23 protein-coding genes are annotated in these 23,096 nt (G+C 64.8%); 14 read left to right on the top strand and 9 right to left on the bottom strand.

Going from position 1 to position 23,096, the window contains the following annotated elements:
• Positions 1-4: 4 nt before the first annotated feature.
• Genes QCE58_RS30570 through coxB form a run of 5 tightly spaced genes read right to left on the bottom strand, consistent with a single transcriptional unit; the run spans position 5 to position 4,743 of the window.
• On the bottom strand, positions 5-931 hold the full coding sequence (locus QCE58_RS30570) for a cytochrome c oxidase assembly protein (RefSeq protein WP_250522685.1): 927 nt from the start codon (positions 929-931) through the stop codon (positions 5-7).
• Positions 910-1,245, bottom strand: coding sequence for a hypothetical protein (locus QCE58_RS30565; RefSeq protein ID WP_033535647.1), 336 nt, complete (start codon positions 1,243-1,245; stop codon positions 910-912). The genes QCE58_RS30570 and QCE58_RS30565 overlap by 22 nt, the downstream gene beginning before the upstream one ends.
• Entirely contained in the window at positions 1,242-1,871 is a 630-nt protein-coding gene (locus tag QCE58_RS30560) for a cytochrome c oxidase subunit 3 (protein WP_008345745.1), read from the bottom strand. Before QCE58_RS30560 ends, QCE58_RS30565 begins: the two co-directional genes overlap by 4 nt.
• Positions 1,868-3,790 carry a cytochrome c oxidase subunit I gene (ctaD, locus tag QCE58_RS30555; RefSeq protein WP_034471079.1) on the bottom strand — a complete coding sequence of 641 codons (1,923 nt, stop codon included), beginning with the start codon at positions 3,788-3,790 and terminating at the stop codon, positions 1,868-1,870. Before ctaD ends, QCE58_RS30560 begins: the two co-directional genes overlap by 4 nt.
• Positions 3,787-4,743, bottom strand: coding sequence for a cytochrome c oxidase subunit II (gene coxB / locus QCE58_RS30550; RefSeq protein WP_250522686.1), 957 nt, complete (start codon positions 4,741-4,743; stop codon positions 3,787-3,789). The genes ctaD and coxB overlap by 4 nt, the downstream gene beginning before the upstream one ends.
• A 140-nt stretch (positions 4,744-4,883) precedes the next feature.
• Between coxB and QCE58_RS30545 the strand changes: the two genes are divergently transcribed.
• The 3 genes from QCE58_RS30545 (at position 4,884) to QCE58_RS30535 (ending at position 6,099) form a co-directional block, all read left to right on the top strand.
• A complete protein-coding gene (locus QCE58_RS30545; RefSeq protein ID WP_033535648.1) occupies positions 4,884-5,321 on the top strand; it encodes a CBS domain-containing protein in 438 nt (145 codons plus the stop codon).
• Positions 5,322-5,426: 105 nt separating this feature from the next.
• The gene (locus QCE58_RS30540; RefSeq protein ID WP_008345740.1) at positions 5,427-5,771 is read left to right on the top strand and encodes a response regulator; all 345 of its coding nucleotides are present in this window, start codon (positions 5,427-5,429) and stop codon (positions 5,769-5,771) included.
• Between the two features lie 109 nt (positions 5,772-5,880).
• Positions 5,881-6,099, top strand: coding sequence for a hypothetical protein (locus QCE58_RS30535; RefSeq protein WP_250458505.1), 219 nt, complete (start codon positions 5,881-5,883; stop codon positions 6,097-6,099).
• 18 nt (positions 6,100-6,117) lie between these two features.
• Here QCE58_RS30535 and QCE58_RS30530 read toward each other — a convergent pair whose 3' ends face one another.
• The gene (locus QCE58_RS30530) at positions 6,118-7,245 is read right to left on the bottom strand and encodes an L-dopachrome tautomerase-related protein (protein ID WP_175982171.1); all 1,128 of its coding nucleotides are present in this window, start codon (positions 7,243-7,245) and stop codon (positions 6,118-6,120) included.
• Positions 7,246-7,403: 158 nt separating this feature from the next.
• On the opposite strand from QCE58_RS30530, the gene QCE58_RS30525 reads away from it, so the two are divergent.
• A complete protein-coding gene (locus QCE58_RS30525) occupies positions 7,404-8,423 on the top strand; it encodes an FUSC family protein (RefSeq protein ID WP_250442203.1) in 1,020 nt (339 codons plus the stop codon).
• Positions 8,424-8,485: 62 nt separating this feature from the next.
• Positions 8,486-9,697: a DUF2252 family protein gene (locus QCE58_RS30520; protein ID WP_250522687.1), complete on the top strand. Its 1,212-nt coding sequence runs from the start codon at positions 8,486-8,488 to the stop codon at positions 9,695-9,697.
• Positions 9,698-9,711: 14 nt separating this feature from the next.
• On the opposite strand, the gene QCE58_RS30515 is transcribed toward QCE58_RS30520, so the two are convergent.
• Positions 9,712-11,103 carry a PLP-dependent aminotransferase family protein gene (locus QCE58_RS30515; protein ID WP_008345729.1) on the bottom strand — a complete coding sequence of 464 codons (1,392 nt, stop codon included), beginning with the start codon at positions 11,101-11,103 and terminating at the stop codon, positions 9,712-9,714.
• Positions 11,104-11,503: 400 nt separating this feature from the next.
• Here QCE58_RS30515 and QCE58_RS30510 point away from each other — a divergent pair, with 400 nt between their 5' ends.
• Genes QCE58_RS30510 through scpA form a run of 9 tightly spaced genes read left to right on the top strand, consistent with a single transcriptional unit; the run spans position 11,504 to position 20,116 of the window.
• Positions 11,504-11,986, top strand: coding sequence for an MSMEG_0572/Sll0783 family nitrogen starvation response protein (locus tag QCE58_RS30510; protein WP_008345727.1), 483 nt, complete (start codon positions 11,504-11,506; stop codon positions 11,984-11,986).
• Between the two features lie 5 nt (positions 11,987-11,991).
• Positions 11,992-12,999, top strand: coding sequence for a Nit6803 family nitrilase (locus QCE58_RS30505; RefSeq protein WP_250520525.1), 1,008 nt, complete (start codon positions 11,992-11,994; stop codon positions 12,997-12,999).
• Positions 12,992-14,062: an MSMEG_0568 family radical SAM protein gene (locus QCE58_RS30500; protein ID WP_250522688.1), complete on the top strand. Its 1,071-nt coding sequence runs from the start codon at positions 12,992-12,994 to the stop codon at positions 14,060-14,062. Before QCE58_RS30505 ends, QCE58_RS30500 begins: the two co-directional genes overlap by 8 nt.
• 1 nt (position 14,063) lies before the next feature.
• Positions 14,064-14,624: an MSMEG_0567/Sll0786 family nitrogen starvation N-acetyltransferase gene (locus QCE58_RS30495; protein WP_008345722.1), complete on the top strand. Its 561-nt coding sequence runs from the start codon at positions 14,064-14,066 to the stop codon at positions 14,622-14,624.
• Positions 14,621-15,571, top strand: a complete 951-nt coding sequence (locus QCE58_RS30490; protein ID WP_250522689.1) for a sll0787 family AIR synthase-like protein — start codon at positions 14,621-14,623, stop codon at positions 15,569-15,571. The genes QCE58_RS30495 and QCE58_RS30490 overlap by 4 nt, the downstream gene beginning before the upstream one ends.
• A 22-nt stretch (positions 15,572-15,593) precedes the next feature.
• A complete protein-coding gene (locus tag QCE58_RS30485) occupies positions 15,594-15,878 on the top strand; it encodes an MSMEG_0570 family nitrogen starvation response protein (RefSeq protein WP_250437867.1) in 285 nt (94 codons plus the stop codon).
• 30 nt (positions 15,879-15,908) lie between these two features.
• Entirely contained in the window at positions 15,909-17,198 is a 1,290-nt protein-coding gene (locus QCE58_RS30480) for an MSMEG_0569 family flavin-dependent oxidoreductase (RefSeq protein WP_250442205.1), read from the top strand.
• A 9-nt stretch (positions 17,199-17,207) separates the two neighbouring features.
• On the top strand, positions 17,208-18,032 hold the full coding sequence (locus QCE58_RS30475) for a Pnap_2097 family protein (protein WP_250522690.1): 825 nt from the start codon (positions 17,208-17,210) through the stop codon (positions 18,030-18,032).
• Positions 18,029-20,116 carry a methylmalonyl-CoA mutase gene (gene scpA / locus QCE58_RS30470; protein ID WP_250522691.1) on the top strand — a complete coding sequence of 696 codons (2,088 nt, stop codon included), beginning with the start codon at positions 18,029-18,031 and terminating at the stop codon, positions 20,114-20,116. The genes QCE58_RS30475 and scpA overlap by 4 nt, the downstream gene beginning before the upstream one ends.
• On the opposite strand, the gene QCE58_RS30465 is transcribed toward scpA, so the two are convergent.
• Both QCE58_RS30465 and QCE58_RS30460 read right to left on the bottom strand, forming a co-directional pair.
• Positions 20,109-22,418 (bottom strand): M48 family metalloprotease, encoded by a 2,310-nt coding sequence (locus QCE58_RS30465; RefSeq protein WP_250522692.1) that lies wholly within the window; start codon positions 22,416-22,418, stop codon positions 20,109-20,111. The two genes, scpA and QCE58_RS30465, sit on opposite strands and share 8 nt — an antisense overlap.
• 7 nt (positions 22,419-22,425) lie before the next feature.
• Positions 22,426-22,899 (bottom strand): hypothetical protein, encoded by a 474-nt coding sequence (locus tag QCE58_RS30460; protein WP_250522693.1) that lies wholly within the window; start codon positions 22,897-22,899, stop codon positions 22,426-22,428.
• Positions 22,900-23,096: the final 197 nt, after the last annotated feature.

Here is a 23,096-nt window from a genome sequence, read left to right as displayed (position 1 = left end):
GTGCTCATCCTTCGCTGGCCACGTCGGCGACGGCGCGCGGCGGCGGCCGCCGCATCAGCCAGCGCGCGCCGACGAGCAATCCGCCGATCAGATACGCAAGCCCGCCCGGAACCCACATCACCAGACCGCCGAGTTGCTGATCCTGTAAGGGATCGAAGCCGAGGGCGCGCGTCGTCTCGATGCACGACGGATACCAGACACCCGGCGCGAGCGTCAGCAGCGCACCGAGCGCGCCGGTGTGGACCATCGTCGTGAAGAGGGAAAGCATCGCGTGGGCATTGGATGCGCCCTGCGCTTCCGATGCGCGGCCGAACACCGTCCACCAGAACAGCAGCGCGCTCGCCAGAAAACTCGCGTGCTGAAGCGTGTGGATGCCGGGGCGCGCGAGCGCCGCCTCGAAGAAGCGCGGCGCGTGCCAGCACCACAGCGCGGCGGCGTGCAACGTCCACGCGACGACGGGCAAGGTCAGGAAGCGCCATGGCAGTTTGATCCAACGTGAACGCGTCGCCGCGCCGATGCGCGCTCTCGCGTTCGCGGGAAACGCCCAGAGCCACACGGCGAGCGGCCGGCCGATGACGAGCAGCGGCGCGGCCACGAGCATGAAGAGCTCGTGCTGCAGCATGTGCGCGGAGAAGAGCCATTCGCTCAATGCGTGCAGCGGCGAAACCAGCGCGACGACGAGCGTCGACCATCCGGCGGCGAACGCGATCAGCTTCGCGGTCCGCTCGCGACGGCCTTGCGCGCCGCGCTTGTGCAGCTTCAGATAGCCGGCGAGATAGAGCGTCAGGCTCGCCGCCAGCACGGCGACGATCCACGGTTCGAACGTCCACGCGAGCGGCGATGCCTCCGTCGCTGGGACGTGGGCATACGCATCGGCGGACGACAGGAGCACGCAAGGCAGCGCGCATTTCAGCAGGCGGACAGTAGCCATTGCGGTATCGAAATCGCGATCACGGAAAGCACCGACAGCGCGCCCACACCGGCCGCCACCGCCGCGATGAAACCGGCGCGTGCCGGACGGTCGCCGGTATCGGGCGTCGGCAGGGCGAGTTTGCGCCGCGCGTCGCGCCAGCGCTGCCATGCGAGCAGCGTCGCGGCCACGCAGACGATCGCGCTCGCGCCGCTCACGCCGTCGAGCAACGCATGGCCTCCGAGCCGGCACGCGGGCGTCACCAGCGCGTAGTTCAAGCTGAGACAGGCGAGAACGATGAACGGAGCGCCGAGCAGCGCGAGCCAGGTTTTCATAGCCGCGCCGCCCAATAGATGACGCCGTAGATCGGCAGCCAGCTCAACACGACGAAGTACCAATAGAGCGCGTTTTCGCTGACATCGACGAGCCGCTTGCCCTCGAACGGCCCCGTAAAGAGCAGCACCGTGAGCACGGCCGTATCGACGGTATCGGTGATGAGGTGAGTCGTGTGCAGACCGAGCAGCAGCCAGATGACCGAGCCATACGCGTTCGCGTACCAGCTCACGTTGAGCGATGCGAATTCGAATCCGCGTATCACGAGGAAAATCACCGATGCGCCCAGGCACACCGCGAGCCAGATCGCCGCTTTCCGGCGATCGCCACGTTCCGCCGCGTTCTTCGCGAGCTGGTTCGGCCACAGGCTGGCGAGCAGCACGACCGTGTTGAGCGTGCCCCAGAAAAGACGCGGCGGCTCGGCCGCCATCGGCCAGGCGGGGGCGCGCGTGCGCAGATAGAAGACCATCATCACCGCGATGGCGAACACCGTGCCTTCGATCAGCATCAGGCCGGCCGTGCTCCACCACATGAGGCTGCGGTGACTGAAGGCGAAGGTCGGCAACGCGCGCACGTCGAGCACGAGCTCGCCGGTGCCGTGCGCTTCGCGGCGCGTTTCGGCGTTCATGGCCGGCGCTCCCGCGCGACCGCGAGCCGGTTCTCGCCGCGACTCGGCCAGAACCAGCCGATCATCGCCACGGCGACCGGCAGCGACGCCCATACGATCGCCCACGGCGTGTAGATCGAGCCGATGAACAGAATCGTCGTGGCGACGGCGCTTGCGAACGGCCACAGAGAGGGCGTCGGAAACATCGGCCGATGATCGGGCTGCGCATCGAGCACGCTCGTCACGAGCACTTCGCGCGCATCGGCGGCGAGACCCGCGACGAAGGCCGGTTGCGCGGACGGCTCCCACAGCGGATCGCGTCCGTGCACGACCGGAATCGCATCGAAGTTGTGCGGCGGCGGCGGCGACGGCACGCTCCATTCGAGCGTGCCCGCGCCCCACGGATCGGCGGCGGCGCGTTCGTCGCTGCGCATCGTCTTCACGACATTGACGATGAAAAGCAGCACGCTCAACGCGATCATGTAAGCGCCGATCGTCGCCGTGAAATTCATGCCGTCCCAGCCCATGCCGTGCGGATACGTCCACACGCGCCGCGGCATGCCTTCGAGTCCGAGCAGATGCATCGGAAAGAAGGTCACATTGAAGCCGATGAAGAACAGCCAGAATTGCCACTTGCCGAGCCGCTCGTCGAGCAAGCGTCCCGCGAATTTCGGAAACCAGTAGAAGAACGCGCCGAAGAGCGGAAACACCGCGCCGCCGAGCAGCACGTAATGCAGATGCGCGACGACGAAGTACGTATCGTGAACCTGGAGGTCGAGCGGCACCGACGCGACCATGATGCCGGTCATGCCGCCCATCACGAGGATGAAGAAGAACGCGAGGACGAACAATAGCGGCACACGCAGATTGAGCTTGCCGGTCCATAGCGTGCCGATCCAGCAGAAGATCTGTATCGCCGATGGAATCGCGATCATCAGGCTCGCCGCCGTGAAAAAGCTCTTGCCGAGCTCGGGAATGTTCGTCGCGAACATGTGATGCACCCACAGCCCGAAGGCGAGGAACGCCGTGGCGATGAGCGACAGCACCATCGCCGGATAGCCGAATATCGGGCGGCGCGCGAACGTCGGAATGATCGACGAGATGAAGCCGAGCGGCGGAATGAAGATCAGATACACCTCGGGATGGCCGAAGAACCAGAAGAGGTGTTGCCACAGCAAAACGTCGCCGCCCTTCGCCGGGTTATAGAAATGCGTGCCGACGAGGCGGTCGAGAATCAGCGCTGTGCTGCACAGCATGACGGCGGGCATCGCGAAGATCACCATGAACTGCGTCACGAGCGTCGCCCAAACGAAGAGCGGCATGCGGTTGAGCGACATGCCGGGCGCGCGCAGCTTGAAGATCGTCGTGATGAGAACCACCGCTTCGAGCAGGCCGGAAAGCTCGGTGAAGGTAATCATCTGCGCCCAGATGTCCGTGCCCTTGTTCGGCGAGTAGTCGGGACCGGCGAGCGGCACGTAGCTGAACCAGCCGGTGTTCGGCGCGGTGTTCACGGCGAGCGCGGCGAACAGCAGCAAGCCGCCGAACAGGAACACCCAATACGCATACGCATTCATGCGCGGAAATGCGATGCTGCGCGCGCCGATCATCAAAGGCACGAGGTACGCGGCGACGGCCTGCATCACCGGCACGGCGAAGAGGAACATCATCGTCGTGCCGTGCATCGTGAAGAGTTCGTTGTAGAGGTTCGGGCCGATCAGCCGCTGATCCGGACGCGCGAGCTGCGTGCGCATCGCGAGTGCGAGCAAGCCTGCGAGCACGAAGAACACGAAGGTCGTCACGATGAAGCGTCGCGCAATCGTCTTGTGATTGACCGCGCTCAACATGCCGATGAAGCCCGGCGGATCGCTCCAGGTTTTCGCGAGCGCATCGCGCACTTCGGGCGATGCGTGCGGACCGTCTGTCAGCGGTGCTTCACTCATTTGAGCGTCTCCATCCAGACGAGCAGCGCTTGCAGATCGGCGGGCGGCAGGCGCGTCGGCGGCATGACGGTGCCGGGCTTGAGCGCGCGCGGATCGACGATCCATCCGGCGAGATTGCCGCAATTGTTGGAAAGCGTCCCGGCCGCGATGAACTGCCTGCTCGCGACATGCGTGAGATCGGGGCCGATCGTGCCTTGCGCTTCGGTGCCGCGCACGGTGTGACAGCGCGCGCAGTCCTGGCTCATGAACACGTCGCGGCCGCGCACGGCGATGTCGTCCGATGGCGCGATGGACGGCTGGCGCTGACGGGCCGCCCACGCTTCATACTGCGCAGGCGGATCGGCGATGACCTGAAACGCCATCAACGCGTGTTCGTAACCGCAGAACTCGGCGCATTGTCCGCGATACACGCCCGCCTTGTCCGCGCGAAACTCGATGGTCGCATCGCGGCCGGGAATCATGTCTTTCTTGCCATGAAGATTCGGCACCCAGAACGTGTGGATCACATCGGCGGCTTTCAGCGACACGACCACCGGCCGTCCGACCGGCACATGGAGTTCGTTGGCGAGCGTGAAGCCGGGCGCGTCGCCATCGTTCGCGTAGCGCACTTGCCACCACCATTGATAACCCGTCATCTCGATGCGCAACGCGTTGTCGACGGGCAGGCGCGAGAGCGCGCGGTCCGTGAGGACATCGGCGAGAACGAGACCGAAGAGCAGAAACGTGGACACGCCCGTCGCGGCGACGACCCAGAAGCGCACGCGCGGCTCGCGATGCCCGACGGCGGAGAGATCCGCAGGCGTTGCGCGATTCGCGCGAGGCGCGCGCATCATCGCGATGAGACACGCGAGCAGAATCGCCGCGAACACAACGCAGCAGACGGCCAGCGTCAGATGCCACAGGTCGAGAATGCGGCTGGCTTGAATGCCCGCGGGCGTCAATGCGCTTTGCATGGGTGCATCGTCTCTATGGACAGAAAGCGGACGTGCGACCTGATTAGCAATCGGCGTGCCGCACGCTGACGCGAGACGAGGGCATGACGGATGCTGTTTCTCTCATCGCGAGAACAGCGTGATTCAGACGGGAGAATGTCATGACCAAGGTAGCCGATGTAATGACACGAGACGTGCAGGCGATCGCGTCGGGCGACACGATTCGCCGCGCGGCCGAGCTGATGGACGAATTGAACGTAGGCGCGCTGCCGGTATGCGACGGCACGCGGCTCAAGGGCGTCGTGACGGATCGCGATATCGTGGTTCGCGCGGTATCGGCGGGCAAGGATGCTTCGTGCGCCGTGCAGGAAGTGGCGAGCGAGCCGGTGGAATGGTGCTTCGAGAGCGACGATATCGAAGACGCGATGCGCCGGATGGAACGGTTGCAGATACGCCGTATGCCCGTCGTGAACGGAGAAAAGCAACTCGTCGGGATGCTTGCGCTGGGAGATATCGCGACATGGTCGGACGGCGAAGTTGCGTCGACGCTCGGCGCGATATCGACGCCGTCCGTGCCGAGTCGCGATGAACCGAAATAGCGTCGTGTCGAAGTCCGTCCGAGCGGTACGGGATTTGCTCGCGTTGCGACAGGATGCGCGTCCCTTCAAACACCGGGAGCCGGCCGCAATCGGCCGGAATCGACAATGCTGTTTCTGTTCGTCGAAGATGATGCAAACGTCGCCGCGGCTTTCGCCGAACTGGCCGCCTCGCTCGGCCATCACGCGGACGTCGCGCGTACCGGCGGCGAGGCGCTGCGCATGACAGGCCAGACTCGCTACGACTCCGTGTTCATGGATATCGGCTTGCCGGATATCGACGGACGCAAGCTCTGCGAATTCGTGCGCTGCGCGGGCGCATCGACGGAGGCGTGCATCGTCGCGGTGACCGGTACGCGCGGATTCGACATGGATTCATCGCGTCAATTCGACGGCTATCTGCGCAAGCCCGTTACCGCATCGGAACTCACGGATGTCATCCGAAGCTGCTGAGGCGCCGTGCGTGCGACGTTGCGCGGATCGCGCGGCTACGTATCCTGCATAACATTCGCTTGAGGTGAGCGACGCTACGATCGCAGCACGACAACGCACGTGCGCCTTCATGAACCGATACTTCACCAACACGCAGGGCGCCATCCGCCGCATCATCGATCTGAAGCGCAACGGGCCCGAGGCGAGCCGCGCGAACGTCGTCGGCCAGCAGAAGGACGGCAGGGAAGTCCACGGACTCGAGCAAGTGCTTCTTCACTTGCGCATCGGACGCATCGCCCATTTCACTTGCAGCAGTTCATATGTTCAGGAGATCGTCTTCGTCAGCTAGCGACGAAGACGGCATTCGCTAGCGTCCCCTGATCGCATAGAGCCGCGTCGGTAACGCGACGGGGCTTTGCGGGTCGAACCAGCTCATGTCGGGAATGCGCGAATCCGTGACGTAGATCGTGCCGTCCGCGCCTTCCGAGAACGTGTCGGGCCAGACGAGACGCTTGTCGCGCAGCAGCGTCGTGAAGCGATCGCCGTCACGCACGCGGATCGCGTGATGTTCGACCGACGACACGTAAAGCCGTCCGCGCTCGTCGAACCAGAGACCGTCCGCGGGACCGTCGATGCCGACCGCTTCGACGCGCGACGAAACCTGCTGCGCGCTCAACTGCGCGTTCTGAAGCGCGTCGGTCGCGATGCGATACAGCGTCTTGCCCTTCACCGCCTGCCAGTACAGATAGCGCCCATCGGGCGTCAGCGCGATGCCGTCGGCGGAAAAGCTCACGCGCCGTCCGTCGGTCTGCTGCAGCGGCTTGCCGTCGACCATCACGGTCACGCTTTTGTCGGCCTGCGTGCTCGGGTCGCCGTCGAGCACGCGGCGCGCCGAGCCGGACGCCGTATCGACAACGACGATCGCGCCGCGTACGCCCGAATCGGTGATATAGACGAAGCGGCCGTCCGGGCTGATGCGGACATCGTTGAGATAGCTGCCTTGCGGTGCGATGGTTTCATCGAACGAATAGACATGCGCGACGCGGTTCGATGCCAGATCGATCTGCACGAGCTTCGGCGCGCCCGGCACGACGAGCGACTGCGCCGGCGCACCCGGATCGATGACCCACAGATTGCCGCGCTTGTCCGCGACGACGGACTGAACGCAGACCCAGTGATCCTGCGGCGTGACTTCATCGCGACGTGAATTGCGCCAGCTATTCCAATCGGCATCGGGATAGGGTCGCAGATCGCCGGTGCTGCCGAGCTCGGCGACGGATATCGGCGCGTCTTCCGTCCAGCGCGGAAAGTTGACGAAGGTGCGGCCATCGGGCGTCACGGTGACGCCGGTCACTTGATGCTCGAAGGTCGCGACGAGCCGAAGCCTGGCATCGCCGCCTTGCCGGTCGTGTCGGCTGGCGGTTTCCTGTGCGGCGGCCATCGGCGAGAGGGCGGCGAGGCTCAGAACGAGGAGGGTTTTGACGAGCGGTCTCATGATCGGCTCCGATTCGGGGATGCGCCATTTCAGCAATCGCAATGCCGTGGCATGGGCACAGGCGATGCTCGCATCGTGCAAACCTCTCAGCGACTCAAGCCGAATTGACAATCATACGAAGACGCCCCCGACGCATCGGCCGGTTCGATGCGCTGCGCATGTGCGTGCAATCGCTCATCGCGAGCGTGCTGACGTATGCGTGCATGAATTTCATCGGTTCATCGAGTACAACGTGGGGCGTTTTTTCCAGCCTGTTCGCGCTGCAGGTGAGCTTCGACCGCAGCCTCAAGTACGGCGTAGGCCAGATGATCGGCGCGGCAATCGGCACCGTGGTGGGCCTCGCGACGCTGCATTTCTTTCCCGATGCCGCCGATGCCTTCCCGCGACTCGGTCTTGCGACGCTCGTCACATGCCTTGCGTCGACGCTCTTCCCGACGACGAACTACAGCATCGTCGTGGCGGCGGCGCTCGCGCTCGAACCATCGGCGGGCGTTGCAGGCGCGGTGTCGCGCGCCGAAGCGATCGCGCTGGGCGCGGCCATCGGCATCGGTGTGTCGTCGAGCGTGTGGCCGCAACTGTCGCGTTCGCGCGCCTTCGAGATCATGGGCGAGCTTCTCGATGACTGCCGTGCGTTGCTCGCGACGATGCCGATCCTCGGTCCGCTCGAAAACCGCGAACGCGTCGATGCGCTGCATGAGCGCTTTCTGCGCCATCTCGTCGAAGCGCGCGCGGTCTGCGGCGAGACGCGCGTGCGTGCGCGCTTCGAAACCGGATCGTCGCTCGGCGCCGCGCTCGTCGCTTTCGAAACGCTATGGCATGGACTGGTGCTGCTCGATCGCATCGGGCAATCGCAATGCGGCTGGCTGACGAACGAGGAAACGGAGCCGCTCGCGGAGCGCATCGAACTCGTGCGCGATTGCGCAAGCGGCTATCTGCAGGCACTGGCTGCATGGATGCGCGGCGGCGCACCGCTGCCGCCTGCCGAACGCTTCCTCGGGCCGCTGAACGATGCGTCCGCTGCCGTCCAATCGGATATCGCGAACGTGATTCTCGGCTACGCGAACGACTCACGGCAGTTGCAGGCGTTGTCGACGCTGTCGTTCGCACTGGAACAGATCAAGGCGAATCTCGCGAATATCGCCGGCGTGCTGGAAACACGCTTCGATCGATCCGCGTAAGCCGTTTGCAAGACGACGGCACACCATCTGCTCTGTCTTCCGACCACCTACGGCGATCGGATATGAGCAAGAACAGCAAAGCGAACAAAGGCATGCCCGCGCCCGATGACCGGCAGGCGCTTCTGACCGAACTGCGCCGTTGCAAAATGGCGCGCTCGCCGCACGCGTACGTCAGGGGCAATACCGAACGATTCTATGAGTGGGTGATGGAGGCGAACGGCGATTCGTTGCCTCGGGGCCCGGCGGTGTGGATTTGCGGCGACTGCCACACAGGCAATCTCGGACCGATTGCCAATGCCAAAGGCAAAGTGGAAATCCAGATTCGCGACCTCGATCAGACGGTGATCGGCAACCCGGTGCATGACGTCGTTCGTCTGGGCTTGTCGCTTGCGACGGCTGCGCGTGGATCATCGTTGTCGGGGCTGAACGTCGTGCGAATGATCGAGGCGCTGGCCGCAGGATATGAAGCGGCATTCGCGGATGAAGTCATCGATATCAAGCGTCCCGAACCCGTTCACGTGACGATGAAGGAAGCCGTGCATCGATCGTGGCAGCATCTCGCGCGCGAGCGCATCGAGGACCTGCATCCGACGATTCCCTTGGGCAAACGCTTCTGGCCGCTTGCCGGAGACGAGCGAAAGGCGATCGAAGCGCTCTTCGCCGATGAGGACATCGCAAGCCTGCCGACGAGCCTGAAGGGACGCAAGGATTCGGGCGAGATCGTCGTGCTGGACGCGGCCTACTGGGTGAAGGGTTGCAGCTCGCTCGGCCGTCTGCGTTATGCGGTCCTGCTCGATGTCGATGGTGGCGTCGTCGAAGGCGACGACCTGTGTCTGATGGACATCAAGGAAGGCGTGAAGGCCGCCGCGCCCCGTTACGACGACGTCGCGATGCCGCGCGACAACGCCTTGCGCGTCCTCGAAGGCGCGCGAAACCTGTCGCCGTTTCTCGGTGAACGCATGCGCGCGGCCCGCCTGCTCGATCGCGGCGTGGTGATCCGCGAGTTGTTGCCGCAGGACATGAAACTCGAGATCGAGCAACTCGGCAAGGATGACGCGATGCACGTCGCGCATTATCTCGCGGGTGTCGTAGGCAAGGCGCATGCGCGTCAGATGGACGACGCAACGAAGCGCGAGTGGCGAGCCGAACTCGGCCGCAATCGATCGAAGACCATCGACGCGCCGCTATGGCTTTGGAACAGCATCGTGCAGTTGGTGAGCAGCCACGAAGCGGGCTACCTCGAGCATTGCCGTCGTTACGCGACCGACGCGTGAGGGTACGCATCGCTTCAAAGCATCGGCATATGCAGATGATGGGGATCGGCCATCATGTCCGCCACGCGCCTTAGCGCTTCGCGGCAATCCTCGCGATCCTGTGGCCCGCCGAGACACAGCCGCAGCGCATTCGGCGGATTGCCATCGGTAGAGAACGCGGCGCCGGCCACCGCGCCGATGCCTTGATTGCGCAACTGCAACGCGAGTTCCGGCGCGCTCCAGTCGGACATCGAAGGCACGGGCAGCCAGAGATGAAACCCTTGCGGATCCGCGTCGAAGGCGAGACCTCGAAGCTCCGCCGACGCGATAGCCTGCCTCGCCGCCGCTTCATCGCGAATGGAATCGAGCACGTCGGCGGCGGTGCCATCGTTGATCCATTGCGTTGCGAGCAGCACGGTGAACGGGCTCGGCATGACCGACGTCGCCCGCAACGCTCCCGCGATGCGCTGAGTCTGCCGCGACGTCGGCGCCTTCAGATACGCGACACGCAACCCCGCGCCAAGCGTCTTCGATAAGCCGGTTACGTGATACGTCAGTTCGGGTGCGAGTTCGGCAAGCGTGGCGGGTGCATCGCAAGGCAACATGCCGTAAGGCTCGTCCTCGATGATCGGCACGTTATAACGCAAGGCCACATCGGCCAGCGCTTCGCGCCGCTGCCGCGTCAACGTCAACGTGCTCGGATTCTGCAAGGTCGGATTGCAATAGAAGCCGCCGGGCTTTTCCGTTCGGCACAATGCCTCGAACGCATGCGGCAGCGGCCCTTCATCGTCGCGCAACACGGCTTGCAGACGCACGCCCAGTTGCGATGCGATCGCCTTGATCCCCGGATAAGCGAGCGAATCCAGACAGATCATTTCACCCGGCCGCGCAAGCTGCGAAACGAGCGCGACGAGCGCGCCATGAATGCCGGGACAGACGAGCACGGTATCGACATCGACATCGGGAATGCGCGCCTTGAGCCACTCGCGGCCCGCAACGCGATCCGCCGTCGTGCCGCCGAAGTCCTGATAGCGCAGCAACTGAAACGGATCGGCTCGTTCCATCAGACTCGCCGCCGATGCACGCAGCCGCGCCGCGAGCGCGGGCGGTTCGGGTGGCATGTTCATCGACATCTCGACACTGCTGCCGCCCGCGAGCGGCAAGGTCTGCGTCCTGCCGCGCACGAACGTGCCGCTGCCCGCGCGTGAATCCAGCAGGCCGCGTTTGCGCGCTTCGGCATACGCGCGCGCGACGGTCGTGTAGTTGAGCCCGAGCAGATCGGCGAGGTCGCGCAGACCGGGCAGCCGGTCTCTCGGACGAAGCCGGCCGCTCGCCAAGTCTTCCTCGATCAGATCGGGAATCGTCAGATAAGCGGGCTTTCTGCTGTCTTCAAGCTTCCTGACCCAGTGATGCGCAAGCTGATTCATGACCGCGATGTCTCCGGCGATGGTTCGGATGACCTTAGCATGACAAAACAATCGATCGAAAAGAGATCGCATGCGCTGATCGCACTTGATTGCATTGATCGCATCGATGCACGGCTTCGGTGTGCCGCGCACCATGCACACGCTTTTCTGCGCTGAAATCGTGCGTGGGTAGGCGGGCATGAGCGAGGCGGCGCGTCGCGAAGGCCCGTGAATCAAGGCTTCCGCAAAAAATTTTCGCTTCGCGCATGCAAGATCGTTTTGCTTGATTGCAAAGTGATTGCATTTCGCAGGCCAATCATTGGCATATCCGTTGCGTTTTAGCGTTCGCCGTCGCGATGAATGCGATCGACCACGATCGAGAGCGACGGCTCGTTCGCGAACCCATACATCGGAGAATGCCATGCCCGCAGTCAATCAACCGCTTCACAAGAACGGCGACTTTCTGGTCGACTACGAAGAGAAAGTCTTCGAGGATGTGAAGGCCGAACCCGGCGAAAAGGCGCTCGTCACGTTTCATACGGTTGCGTTCGAAGGCTCGATCGGCTTCGTGAACATGCTGCAGGCCACGCGTCTGCAACGCAAGGGCTTCGATACGTCGGTGCTGCTCTACGGTCCCGGCGTCACGCTCGGTCTGCAACGCGGTTTTCCGACGCTCGGCGACGAAGCCTTCCCCGGCCATCTCAACTTCAACAAGCAACTGCAGAAGTTCATGGCCGAGGGCGGCAAGGTGTACGCGTGCCGCTTCGCATTGCAGGCGCTTTACGGACACGGCGAAGCCTCGCTGATCGAAGGCATTCGTCCGATCAACCCGCTCGACGTGCTCGATCTCCAGCTGCTTCATCGCAAGGAGAATGCGCTCGTCATCCATACGTGGACCGTGTGACGATCATGGCCGATGCCCTTTCGAAAAAGCGCATCGTGCGCGCCGCCGCCGTGCAGATCACGCCGGACTTCGAGCGTCCGAACGGCACGCTCGACCGCGTCTGCACGGCAATCGACGAAGCCGCGGCGCAGGGCGTGCAGCTCATCGTGTTCCCCGAGACCTTCGTGCCGTATTACCCGTATTTCTCGTTCGTGCGCGCGCCGGTGGCGTCGGGCGCGGATCACATGAAGCTCTACGAGGAAGCGGTCGTGGTGCCGGGGCCGGTCACGCAGGCGGTGGCCGAACACGCGCGGCTCGCGAACATGGTCGTCGTGCTCGGCGTGAACGAGCGCGATCACGGCAGCCTGTACAACACGCAGCTCATCTTCGATATTGACGGCAAGCTGCTGCTCAAGCGCCGCAAGATCACGCCGACGTTTCATGAACGCATGATCTGGGGGCAAGGCGACGCAGCCGGTCTCAAGGTCGTCGAAACGGGCGTCGGACGAGTCGGCGCGCTCGCGTGCTGGGAGCACTACAACCCGCTCGCGCGCTATGCGCTGATGACGCAGCATGAAGAGATCCATTGCAGCCAGTTCCCCGGCTCGCTGGTCGGTCCGATCTTCGCGGAGCAGATCGAAGTGACGATCCGCCATCACGCGCTCGAATCGGGCTGCTTCGTCGTCAACGCGACGGGCTGGCTCACCGATGCGCAGATCGAAGCCGTCACGCCCGACCCGAATCTGCAACGCGCGCTGCGCGGCGGCTGCAACACGGCGATCGTCTCGCCCGAAGGCCAGCATCTCGCCGAGCCTTTGCGCGAAGGCGAGGGCATGGTGATCGCCGATCTCGACATGGCGCTCATCACGAAGCGCAAACGCATGATGGATTCGGTCGGTCATTACGCACGGCCCGAACTGCTGAGCCTCGCGATCAACGATCGCCCGGCATCGCCCGTCACTTCCTTCAAGGACACCGAACACGATGAGCGCCCGAGAGAACCTGCCGGCATCGACACGGCAATTGATGACTGAGCTTCAGTCGACGGGCCTGCGGCTCGTCGATCCGCGCGCGGGCGTGTCGAGCCGGCGCGGCGGCGCGGGACCGTCGGATCACAAGGCGGTCACGGTCGATGGCGTGACCATCATGGTGCCCGTGCATACGAGCACCGCGTGGGAATCGCCGTTCGTCGCCGGGGAGCCCGATGCGAACGGCAAAAGCGCGCTGATGCGCAACACCATTCCGATCGCGAGCATCAGCTTTCCGAAGGCGCCGCGCTTCTATGCGATGCAGACGCTCGACGGCGTGCCTTACTCGCACATCGCGACGCTGCATAGCGCCGACGTGCTCGCGACGACCGTGCTGCAAACCTGCATCCGCTACGAGAGCCGGCGCAAGTCGTGCAAGTTCTGCGCGATCGGCCAGTCGCTCGCGGCGGGGCGCACGATCGCGCGCAAGACGCCGGAGCAGCTTGCCGAAGTCGCGCGCGCAGCCGTGCTTCTCGATGGCGTCAAGCATATGGTGCTCACGACCGGCACGCCGCCCACATCCGATCGCGGCGCGCAGATCCTTTGCGAAAGCGCGTTCGCGATCAAGGCCGCGGTCGATCTGCCGATCCAGGCGCAATGCGAGCCGCCCGACGACGATCGCTGGTTCGAGCGCATGAAGGCAAGCGGCATCGACACGCTCGGCATGCATCTCGAAGCGGTGACGCCTTCCGTGCGCGAACGCATCATGCCGGGCAAGGCGACGGTGCCGGTCGCGCGTTACATGGAAGCCTTCGGGGCGGCGGTCGCCGTATTCGGACGCGGACAGGTGAGCACGTACATTCTCGCGGGGCTCGGCGACAGCGCGCAGGCCATCGTCGATACGGCGCGCGAGCTCATCGCGCTCGGTGTGTATCCGTTCGTCGTGCCCTTCGTGCCGATCAGCGGCACGCCGCTCGAAGATCATCCCGCGCCCACGCCCGAATTCATGCGCTCGGTGCTGGCGCCCATCGGCGCGATGCTCGCAAACGCCAACATGCGTTCCGCCGATATCAAAGCGGGCTGCGGCAAATGCGGCGCGTGCTCGTCGCTTTCTTCGTACGAGGTGTGACATGTTCGTCGAAGCCATCGAGGGCGATGCATTCGATCTCGCCTATACGCCGGTCGAATATCGCGTCAAGTGGGCAACGCTGCCGTGGGAAGCGGATGAAGCGTACAAGCTGCGCCGCGCGGTGTTCTGCATCGAGCAGGGCGTGTTCGTCGGCGACGATCGCGACGAGATCGACGAACGCGCGCAACTGCTCGTTGCGCTGAGTTGCGTCGCGGGCATGCCGGAGCAGGTCGTCGGCACGGTACGCATCCACGAGACGCAGCCGCGCGTGTGGCTCGGCTCGCGGCTCGCCGTGCACGCCGCTTTCCGTTCGCACGGCAAGATCGGCTCGACGCTGATCCGGCTCGCGGTGTCGAGCGCACACGCGCTCGGATGCGAGACTTTTCTCGCGCATGTGCAGGCGCAGAACGTGCCGCTTTTCCGGCGTCTGCGCTGGGACACGCAGCGGGAAGAGACGCTCTTCGGCCGCCCGCATCATCTGATGCGCGCGCAACTCGATGCGTATCCGCCGTGCGTCACGCCGCAAAGCGGATTCGTCGCGCTGGCGCGGAGGCCGTCGTGAACGCGCTGGCCGGTCTCGTCGAACGCTTGCGCGAGAGTCGCGGCTTTCGTCACAAGAGCGATATCTCGGGCGTGTTGTCGCGGCTGCCTGAAGGCGCTCAGGCCGTGCCGATAGGCGACGACTGCGCCGCGATTCCCGATGGCGACGGCTATCTGCTCTTCGCCATCGAAGGGCTGGTGAGCGACTTCGTGCGCGCGATGCCGTGGTTCGCGGGCTACAGCGGCGTGATGGTGAACGTGAGCGATATCTACGCGATGGGCGGACGTCCGCTCGCCGTCGTCGATGCCTTGTGGAGCGGCGACGCGCAAGCGGCATCCGAGGTGCTCGCGGGCATGGCGGCGGCATCGTCGGCGTATGGCGTGCCGATCGTCGGCGGCCATAGCAACGTGCGCAGCGACGGCGCGCAGCTCGCGGTGGCGATCGTCGGGCGGGCCAGGAAGCTTTTGACGAGCTTCGACGCGCGCCCCGGCGATGCGCTCGTGATGGCCGTCGATTTGCGCGGCCGTTTCGAGGAGCCTTATCCGTTCTGGAATGCATCGGTGAGCGCGCCTGCTGGCCGCGCGCGCGGCGATTACGAACTGCTGCCCGCGCTAGCCGAAGACGGCCTGTGCGACGCCGCGAAGGACATCAGCATGGCGGGCGCGCTCGGCACCGCGCTGATGTTGCTCGAATGCTCGAAGGCCGGCGCGCGCATCGATCTCGATGCGTTGCCCTGTCCCGAAGGCGTCGATTTCGAGCGTTGGCTCACGGCGTTTCCGAGCTTCGGCTTCGTGCTGTCCGTGCGTCCCGAACAGGTCGATGAAGTGCTCGCGCGGTTTGCTTCGCGCGACCTCGCGAGCGCGGTGATCGGCGAAGTGGATGCATCGCGTGAAGTCGTGTTGACGCGCGACGGCGATGCCGCGTTGCTATGGAACCTGCACGAGGAGCCGTTCATATGCGCGCGATGAACCCCGCAACCGAGGCTACACCATGCCAGTGATGCATTTTCTGATTCGTTGGCCCGACGGCGTCGAGGCGAGCTGCTATTCGCCTTCGACGGTCGTCGGCGAGTATTTCGCGGCAGGCGAAAGCTATAGCGTCGGCGATTTCGTCGCGCGTTCGCGCGAGGCGCTGCACATCGGCTCGGAGCGCGTGCGGGAGAAATACGGCTTCGCGTGCTCGGCCGCGCTCGATCAGCTTGCGCGCATCGAAGAGGATGCGAGCCGCTTCAGCGAAGCGCACGAGGCACGCGTCACCGTGCTGGCGCTCGATTGACTCACTTGTCGAATGGTAGAGGGATTGAATATGTCGAACATCGATTCAGCACAGACCGCGCCGGCGCATTACAGCGTGATCGTCATCGGCGGCGGACAGGCCGGGCTTTCGGCCAGCTACTTCCTGAAGCAGGCCAGCATCGATCATCTCGTGCTGGAGAAGCACAGCGTCACGCACACATGGCGCACGCAACGCTGGGACACGTTCTGCCTCGTGACGCCCAACTGGCAATGCGCGTTGCCGGGGCATCCGTATCAGGGCGCGGACCCGCACGGCTTCATGAAGAAGGACGAGATCATCGACTATCTCGATGCGTTCATCGCCAAGGTGAATGCGCCGGTGCTCGAGGGCGCGGCGGTCACGCGCGTCACGCGCGACGCGCAAGGACGCTTCGCCGTGACGAGCACGCGCGGCGCGTTCACGGCGGATCAGATCGTGGTCGCGTCGGGCGGCTATCACACGCCGATCGTGCCGCGCATGGCCGAGCGTCTGCCCGCTGACATCGTGCAGGTGCAGTCATCGGAATATCGCAACGCCGGTGCGCTGCCGCCCGGCGCGGTGCTCGTCGTCGGCTCGGGTCAGTCAGGCGCGCAGATCGCGGAAGATCTGCATCTGTCGGGACGCAAGGTTCATCTCGCGGTCGGCGAGGCGCCGCGTTGCGCGCGGTTTCATCGCGGTCGCGATGTCGTCGACTGGCTCGCGGACATGCGCTATTACGACATGCCCGTGACCGATCATCCGCTGCGCGAAGGCGTGCGCGACAACACCAATCATTACGTCACGGGCCGCGACGGCGGACGCGACATCGATCTGCGCCGCTTCGCGCTCGAAGGCATGGAACTGTTTGGCCGGCTCGAAGACTTCCGTGACGGCAAGCTGCGTTTCGCGACCAACCTGCGCGCGAATCTCGATGACGCCGACGATACCTATAACCGCATCAACGCGAGCATCGACGGTTTCATCGCGAAGCACGGCATCGACGCGCCTCCCGCCGCGCCTTATGTACCCATCTGGCAGCCGCAGGAAGAGCGCGCGGAGCTCGACCTGCAGGCGAGCGGGATCACATCGATCGTATGGTGCATAGGGTTCACGCCGGACTTCGCGTGGCTCGATGCGCCGGTGTTCAACGGACGCGGTTATCCATCGCATACGCGCGGCGTGACGGCGGTGAAGGGCCTTTATTTCGTCGGCTTGCCGTGGCTGCATACGTGGGGCTCGGGCCGCTTCTCCGGCGTGGCGCGCGATGCGCAATACATCGTCGATGCGGTGTGCGCCGAGCGGGCAAACGCGCCGGAGCGCGCGTCGATCGCGTGCGCGTAAAGGAAGCTCATGCCTCGTCACGACGATACCTATCGCGCCGGCATGCCGCAGCTCAATTGCGCGGGGCTCTCGGAGAACTGGCTGCTGAAAGAGTGCGGCGACCGGCATTGGGACGCGCTCGCACGCGAAACGGCGAGCGACTTCATCTCCGACGAAGGCGGCCGCGCGTATGCCGCGTTCACGTCGATCCGGCTGCGCGCCGAAGGCATGCACGATGTGCGCGAGAACGACGCGCTCTGCATACGCACCGAGCTTTCGCGTGTGGGTCCGGTGCGGCACTTCAGCGAGCATCGCGTAAGCGGCAAAGGCGGCACGATCGCCGCGTTGTCGATGATGTCCACTTTCGTGCGACGCACCGAAGCGCGCAACAATCGCTCGGTCGCGCGGGCGAGCTTTGCGAACCTCAAAGGCGAGATCGCGCCGATGAATCCGCTCATCGCCGACATGCAGGATAGGGCGCGCAAGCTGCGCCTGCGTGAAGCAGGAGCGAGCATCGACGGATTCGCTTTGCACGAGGCGGAATCCGCGCCGGTCGAGTTTTTGCCATGCCCGTACAGCGACTTCAACGGCGCCGACTTTCTGTACTTCGCGAGCTTTCAGGCGTTCGTCGATCGTGCGGAATGGCAAACGTGGCGTCACGCGGACTTGCCCGCGCTCGTGTCGCGCGAGCTGCATTATCACGGCAACATCAACGTCGGCGAAGGGCTGCGGGCCACGTTTCGGCGCGCGTCGATCGACGATGCGCGCATCGCGCACTGGTGCGAGATCGAGCGCACGCGCGATGGCGTGAAGATCGCCGACGTGCTGACACACAAGACACGGAGACGCGCATGAACCGCGTGCCGCGCAAGCCGCTTTACACGGCGGTCGATCTGGAAGGTCTCGCGCATCTCGACTCGATGCCCGGCGCCGCGCCGTTCGTGCGCGGACCGTATCCGTCGATGTACACGACGAGACCGTGGACCCTGCGCCAGTACGCCGGTTACGCCGATGCCGCCGATTCGAACCTCGCGTTTCGCCGGGCGCTCGATCGCGGCGCGCAGGGCTTGTCCGTCGCGTTCGATCTGCCGACGCAACTCGGCTACGACTCGACCGACGATGAAGCGCGCGCCGATGTCGGTCTTGCGGGCGTGGCCATCGATACCGTCGACGACATGGCGCGTCTTTTCGAAGGCATCGCGCTAGAACGCGTCTCCGTGTCGATGACGATGAACGGCGCCGTGCTGCCCGTGCTCGCGGCGTACATCGTCGCGGCGGAGGAACGCGGCATCGCGATGGCGTCGCTCTCCGGCACCGTGCAGAACGACATCCTCAAGGAGTTCATGGTGCGCAACACCTGCGTGTTCGCGCCGGAACCGTCGATGCGAATCGTCGCGGATGTCGTGCAGTTTTTGAGCGAGCGGATGCCGCGCTTCAAGGCGCTGTCCGTTTCGGGTTATCACTTTCAGGAAGCGGGCGCGGATGCATCGCTGGAGCTGGGGCTGACGTTCGCCAACGCCCGCGCGTATGTGCGTGCGCTGCGCGCGCGCGGCCTGAACGCGGATGCCGTCTGCGAGCAACTGAGCTTTTTCTTCGGCGTCGGCGCGGACTTCTTTGCGGAGATCGCGAAGCTGCGCGCGGCGCGGCTCATCTGGTCGAGCATGGCCGAGGAAGAGGGCGCGACGTCGGCGAAGAGTCGCGCGCTGCGGATGCATTGCCAGACGTCGGGCTGGTCGCTCGGCGCGACGCGCACGCAAAACAATATCGTTCGCACGACCGTCGAAGCGATGGCGGCAGTGTTCGGCGGCACGCAATCGCTGCACACGAATGCACATGACGAAGCGCTTGCGTTGCCATCGGCATCCGCTGCGCAGCTCGCACGCGACACGCAATTGATTCTTCAGCACGAGATGGGGCTGTGCGAGGTCGTCGATCCGTGGGCGGGTTCGTACATGATGGAATCGCTGACGGCGAGCGTCGCTGCGCAAGCGCGCGAGATCGTCGACGAAATCGAGGCGCGCGGCGGTGCGCTCGAAGCAATTCGCACGGGCTGGGTTCATCGGCGGATTCAGGAGCGTGCGGCGGCGACGCAGGCGCGCATCGATTCGGGAACGCAGACGATCGTCGGCGCGAACGCGTTTATTGCCGACGATGCCGACGACGATGCGCCCGCCTGTCTCGCGATCGATGGCGAACGCGTGCGCGTGCAGCAGTCGCACAGAATCGCCGACGTGCTGCGTCGGCGTGACGAATCTCGCGTGCGTGCCGCGCTCGCCGCATTGACGCGCGCCGCACGCAACGATGCCGGCAATCTGCTCGCGCTGACGATCGATTGCATGCGCGCCCGCGCGACCGTGGGTGAATGCACGCGCGCGCTCGAAGCCGTGTGGCCGCGTCATGATCCGGCATCGGCGAATACGACACGCGTGTACGGAGAATGTCGCCATGACGACGCATGGCACGCGGCGTGCGCTCGCGTCGCGCAACTCGGCGAAACGCTCGGCCGAAAGCCACGCATGTTGATCGCGAAACTGGGACTGGACGGACACGATCGCGGCGCGAATGTCGTGGCGTGCGCGCTGGAAGATGCAGGCTTCGATGTGACGGCTACCGGATTGTTTGCATCGCCGGCGCAGGCCGCGAAGCTCGCTGCGCAACGGCCGTACGATGTCATCGGCGTCTCGTCGCTTGCCGGTGCGCACGGCACGCTCGTGCCTCGATTGCTGCGCGAGCTTGCGGAGCGCGGCGTGCACACGCCGCTCGTCGTCGGCGGAATCGTGCCCGACGAAGACGCCTTCTTGCTGCGAAAGAAAGGCGTCGCCGACATATTCAATCCAGGTTCGACGATGCACGATATCGTAGAACGGCTGGTGAAGTTGATCTGCCCGGACGCGCGATCCGAATCGCGCCTGGTCACTTCGCAGGCCGACTTCAGATGACGTCGCTCAGCGACTTGATCCATCCGGCGATGACCACGATCCCGAGCATGGCGACGACCGCTTTGCGAACCATCAACAAGCGGTCATGTCCGTCCGAAGACCTGCCCAATTTGCCGGCGAGCGCGCCGATCATCGAAGCGGGAAGGGCGGCCAGCGACGCCACGCCGAGGTACAGCAGCACCGACGTCATGCTCGACTCGAACGTCGATTGCGCGTTGAGGTCGATGGTCACGAGGCCGCCCACGCTCATCACCGCGCCCGCGATCGATCCGGCGCACAAGCCGTAGAGCGCGTTGAAGGCGCCCCGACGCGACGCCGCGATCAGCGCCGCGAGCGCCGCCGTCAGCGCGATCGGCATGACGATCGCGAAGCCGCTTTCGCCCGCGCGTTGCGCGACGTGCAGCAGCGCGGAGAACGTCGCGTAGATCGTGCTTTCGGCATCGTGCGGAAGGAAGCGGCGAAACCGCAACAGTTCGATCCAGAGACAGAAGACGAGCCCGGCGATGATGCCCGTCGACAGCGCGCGGCCCGGTCGGAACTCGGGAAGACGCAAGCGGAATGCGTCGTCGACAAAGACCCACGACGACGGCGCGAGCTCGCGGCGCGCGCGGCCGAACCATCGCGATGCCCACGGAAAAAGCCACGACCCGAACGCCGCGATGACCACCGGCGGCGCGGCCATCACGAGCGACGTATAGAACGTCTGATGCGGCCCGAGCGTCACGATCGACATCGACGCGAACGTGCCCCACGCGAACATCCCCGCGACGCCCGCGATGGAAACCGCGCTCGTCAGCCTGAGCGCGAAAAGCGGCGAGCGGCTTCTCACGGCGACGCCAGTCCACGCGGCGGCCGAGCGCGCGATCCAGTCGCAGATCATCCAGCATCCGATGGCCGCGAGCACGAGCGCGACCGCGTGGACTTCGAGCACCGTCGTCAGCGTGTCGGCGGTCATGCGCGGCTGGGCCGGGCCGCCCCAAAGCAGCCCCGCGCCGAGGAGCATCTGATTGACGAAGTAGCCGAGCGCGAACACGGCGCCCGCCGCCGCCGTGCCCTTCACCGGATCGCGGCCGTTCAGCACCGCTGCATAGGCGCCGCGCCAGACGCCCGTCGTGAGCGCGCCGATCGCGAAGATCATCACGGCGAGCGGCACCACCGCCGACGCGATGATCGTCACGCGCAAGACCGCCGCTTGCGCTTCGCCGGGCACGAGGCCGAGCACGAGACCGTTCATCGTTTCGATGACGACGCCCGCGCCGAAGCCGATGCCGAGCGCATCCCACTTGCCGAGGCGAAAGAGCGGCGTGGTGTCGGCGAGCACGGCGCGACGCGCATCGCCGCGCGGATGCAGGCTCAGGAACGTGCGCGCGCGCTTGTTGCTGTCGTCGCGCATCCGCGCGAGCACACGATCGACGTGAACGGGCGAGCCGTCCCATTGCGACGCTTGCACGTCCGCGTAAAACTCCCTCACGCGCAGCACCGACGCGCCCGACAGCAGCACGAGCGCGCTCCACAGCCCGGTCTTTGCGAGCAGCCAGGCGGTGTCGCGCAGCGCGTGCCCGGCAAACAGAGCGACGCCGAGCAAGGGCACGACGCTCACGATGACGAACGCGAAACACGCGGCAATCGTCATGAACGTCTTGTCGATGTCACGGTTACGGATGTGCGCGAGTTCATGCAGGACGATCGCGCGGAAGGCGGCGCGATCCGCGTAGAAATAATTGGCGACGAACGCGCCGGAGAGCGCGACGTAATAGTCGCGGCGACGCCCGAACGTGACCGGCAGGCCGGTCGCGAGCGGATTCCAGACGAAAGCGGGCGGCGGATTCAACTGCGCTTCGCCGCAAAGGGCGATGAGGGCATCGAAAAGACCGGGCGGATCGTCCTTTGCGATCGGCACGAGCCGCTGCGACTTCAGCTTCCACGCGGGAAAGCACCAGTAGAAGACGCTGGCGAGCGCGAGCGTCGCGACGATTCCCGCGCCTTTCCACGCCATTTGCGGCCGCAGAAGCGCCATGCAATGCGCGAATTGCGGTGCGAACTGCACACGCATTTCCGAAGCGGACAGCACGTCCCGAGTCAGTAATCGCGGATCGAAAACGCCCGCGAACATATCCGACGCGCACGCGACGAGCTTTTCCGTCGCCTCGACGTGCAGGCTTTCCCAGAAATGCCCATAGAACTGGATGCTGACGCACACGATAAGCACGATCAGCAGATCGAACCTCAGCGCGATGTCGGACGGAAACGGCAACGGATTGAGCCGCGGCCTGCGCGTGTTCGTCGTGACGGATTGCAGCACGATTCGCTCACTTCTTCGGCAGGGCCAGTTGCGCGACGACGGCATCGGCAAGGTGCGCGGCTTGTGCGCGATCGAGACGCAGGCGCGAGCCGGCCGCGATCACATGGCGATGGACTTCGCCCAACTGTTCGGGGCTCAGGATCGCGACGGCTTCGGGTTCTTCGCCCCGGAACATCTTCCGCACGCGCGCGGACACTTCTTCGCCGATGGCCGTTTCCGCCGCCTTGAGCGCGATGCCGCCGAGGATCGGCATGATCTCCGACACGACCTGAAGCACGAGCGGCGTGAAGAGGATCGAGAACGATTCGGCGCCGAAGCCGAGCGCGGCATCGCGATTTTTCGATGCCCTCATCGCGGCGTCCGGATCGGCAAACCACGCCGCGCTCGCCGCCGCGAAAAGCGGCAGCTCGTTCGGCGCGAGCTGCATCAGGACATTGCGGGACAAGTCCCGGATCAGATCGTGTTCGGCGGTCGAGTCCATGTGTTGTCTGAACGCGTGGCTGCGTCTTCGCGTGTGGAAGAAAAGTGTTCGTCGTTAAGGACGAAGCAGCGCATCCGGTTCTGAACCGTTGCGGTCAACACTTCTGAACAAAATGTGCGCTACCGCACGTTTCGCCGCCTTTCAGTTTGTTTTTACGATTGAAGCCCGTTCGCTGATAACACGACTAGCGCGACTGA

Source organism: Caballeronia sp. LZ028 (assembly GCF_031451415.1).
Lineage (GTDB): Bacteria > Pseudomonadota > Gammaproteobacteria > Burkholderiales > Burkholderiaceae > Caballeronia > Caballeronia zhejiangensis.
This window is presented reverse-complemented; position numbering and strand designations above follow the sequence as displayed.

Bases quoted from the DNA above. Each gene is read 5' to 3' on its own strand.
- QCE58_RS30545 (WP_033535648.1), top strand. From the start codon at position 4,884: ATGACCAAGGTAGCCGATGTAATGACACGAGACGTGCAGGCGATCGCG.
- QCE58_RS30510 (WP_008345727.1), top strand. From the start codon at position 11,504: ATGCCCGCAGTCAATCAACCGCTTCACAAGAACGGCGACTTTCTGGTC.
- scpA (WP_250522691.1), top strand. From the start codon at position 18,029: ATGAACCGCGTGCCGCGCAAGCCGCTTTACACGGCGGTCGATCTGGAA.
- QCE58_RS30495 (WP_008345722.1), top strand. From the start codon at position 14,064: ATGTTCGTCGAAGCCATCGAGGGCGATGCATTCGATCTCGCCTATACG.
- QCE58_RS30520 (WP_250522687.1), top strand. From the start codon at position 8,486: ATGAGCAAGAACAGCAAAGCGAACAAAGGCATGCCCGCGCCCGATGAC.
- QCE58_RS30505 (WP_250520525.1), top strand. From the start codon at position 11,992: ATGGCCGATGCCCTTTCGAAAAAGCGCATCGTGCGCGCCGCCGCCGTG.
- QCE58_RS30535 (WP_250458505.1), top strand. From the start codon at position 5,881: ATGAACCGATACTTCACCAACACGCAGGGCGCCATCCGCCGCATCATC.
- QCE58_RS30565 (WP_033535647.1), bottom strand. From the start codon at position 1,245: ATGAAAACCTGGCTCGCGCTGCTCGGCGCTCCGTTCATCGTTCTCGCC.
- QCE58_RS30515 (WP_008345729.1), bottom strand. From the start codon at position 11,103: ATGAATCAGCTTGCGCATCACTGGGTCAGGAAGCTTGAAGACAGCAGA.
- ctaD (WP_034471079.1), bottom strand. From the start codon at position 3,790: ATGAGTGAAGCACCGCTGACAGACGGTCCGCACGCATCGCCCGAAGTG.
- QCE58_RS30500 (WP_250522688.1), top strand. From the start codon at position 12,992: ATGACTGAGCTTCAGTCGACGGGCCTGCGGCTCGTCGATCCGCGCGCG.
- coxB (WP_250522686.1), bottom strand. From the start codon at position 4,743: ATGCAAAGCGCATTGACGCCCGCGGGCATTCAAGCCAGCCGCATTCTC.
- QCE58_RS30525 (WP_250442203.1), top strand. From the start codon at position 7,404: ATGTGCGTGCAATCGCTCATCGCGAGCGTGCTGACGTATGCGTGCATG.
- QCE58_RS30475 (WP_250522690.1), top strand. From the start codon at position 17,208: ATGCCTCGTCACGACGATACCTATCGCGCCGGCATGCCGCAGCTCAAT.
- QCE58_RS30460 (WP_250522693.1), bottom strand. From the start codon at position 22,899: ATGGACTCGACCGCCGAACACGATCTGATCCGGGACTTGTCCCGCAAT.
- QCE58_RS30480 (WP_250442205.1), top strand. From the start codon at position 15,909: ATGTCGAACATCGATTCAGCACAGACCGCGCCGGCGCATTACAGCGTG.
- QCE58_RS30530 (WP_175982171.1), bottom strand. From the start codon at position 7,245: ATGAGACCGCTCGTCAAAACCCTCCTCGTTCTGAGCCTCGCCGCCCTC.
- QCE58_RS30560 (WP_008345745.1), bottom strand. From the start codon at position 1,871: ATGAACGCCGAAACGCGCCGCGAAGCGCACGGCACCGGCGAGCTCGTG.
- QCE58_RS30485 (WP_250437867.1), top strand. From the start codon at position 15,594: ATGCCAGTGATGCATTTTCTGATTCGTTGGCCCGACGGCGTCGAGGCG.
- QCE58_RS30540 (WP_008345740.1), top strand. From the start codon at position 5,427: ATGCTGTTTCTGTTCGTCGAAGATGATGCAAACGTCGCCGCGGCTTTC.
- QCE58_RS30570 (WP_250522685.1), bottom strand. From the start codon at position 931: ATGGCTACTGTCCGCCTGCTGAAATGCGCGCTGCCTTGCGTGCTCCTG.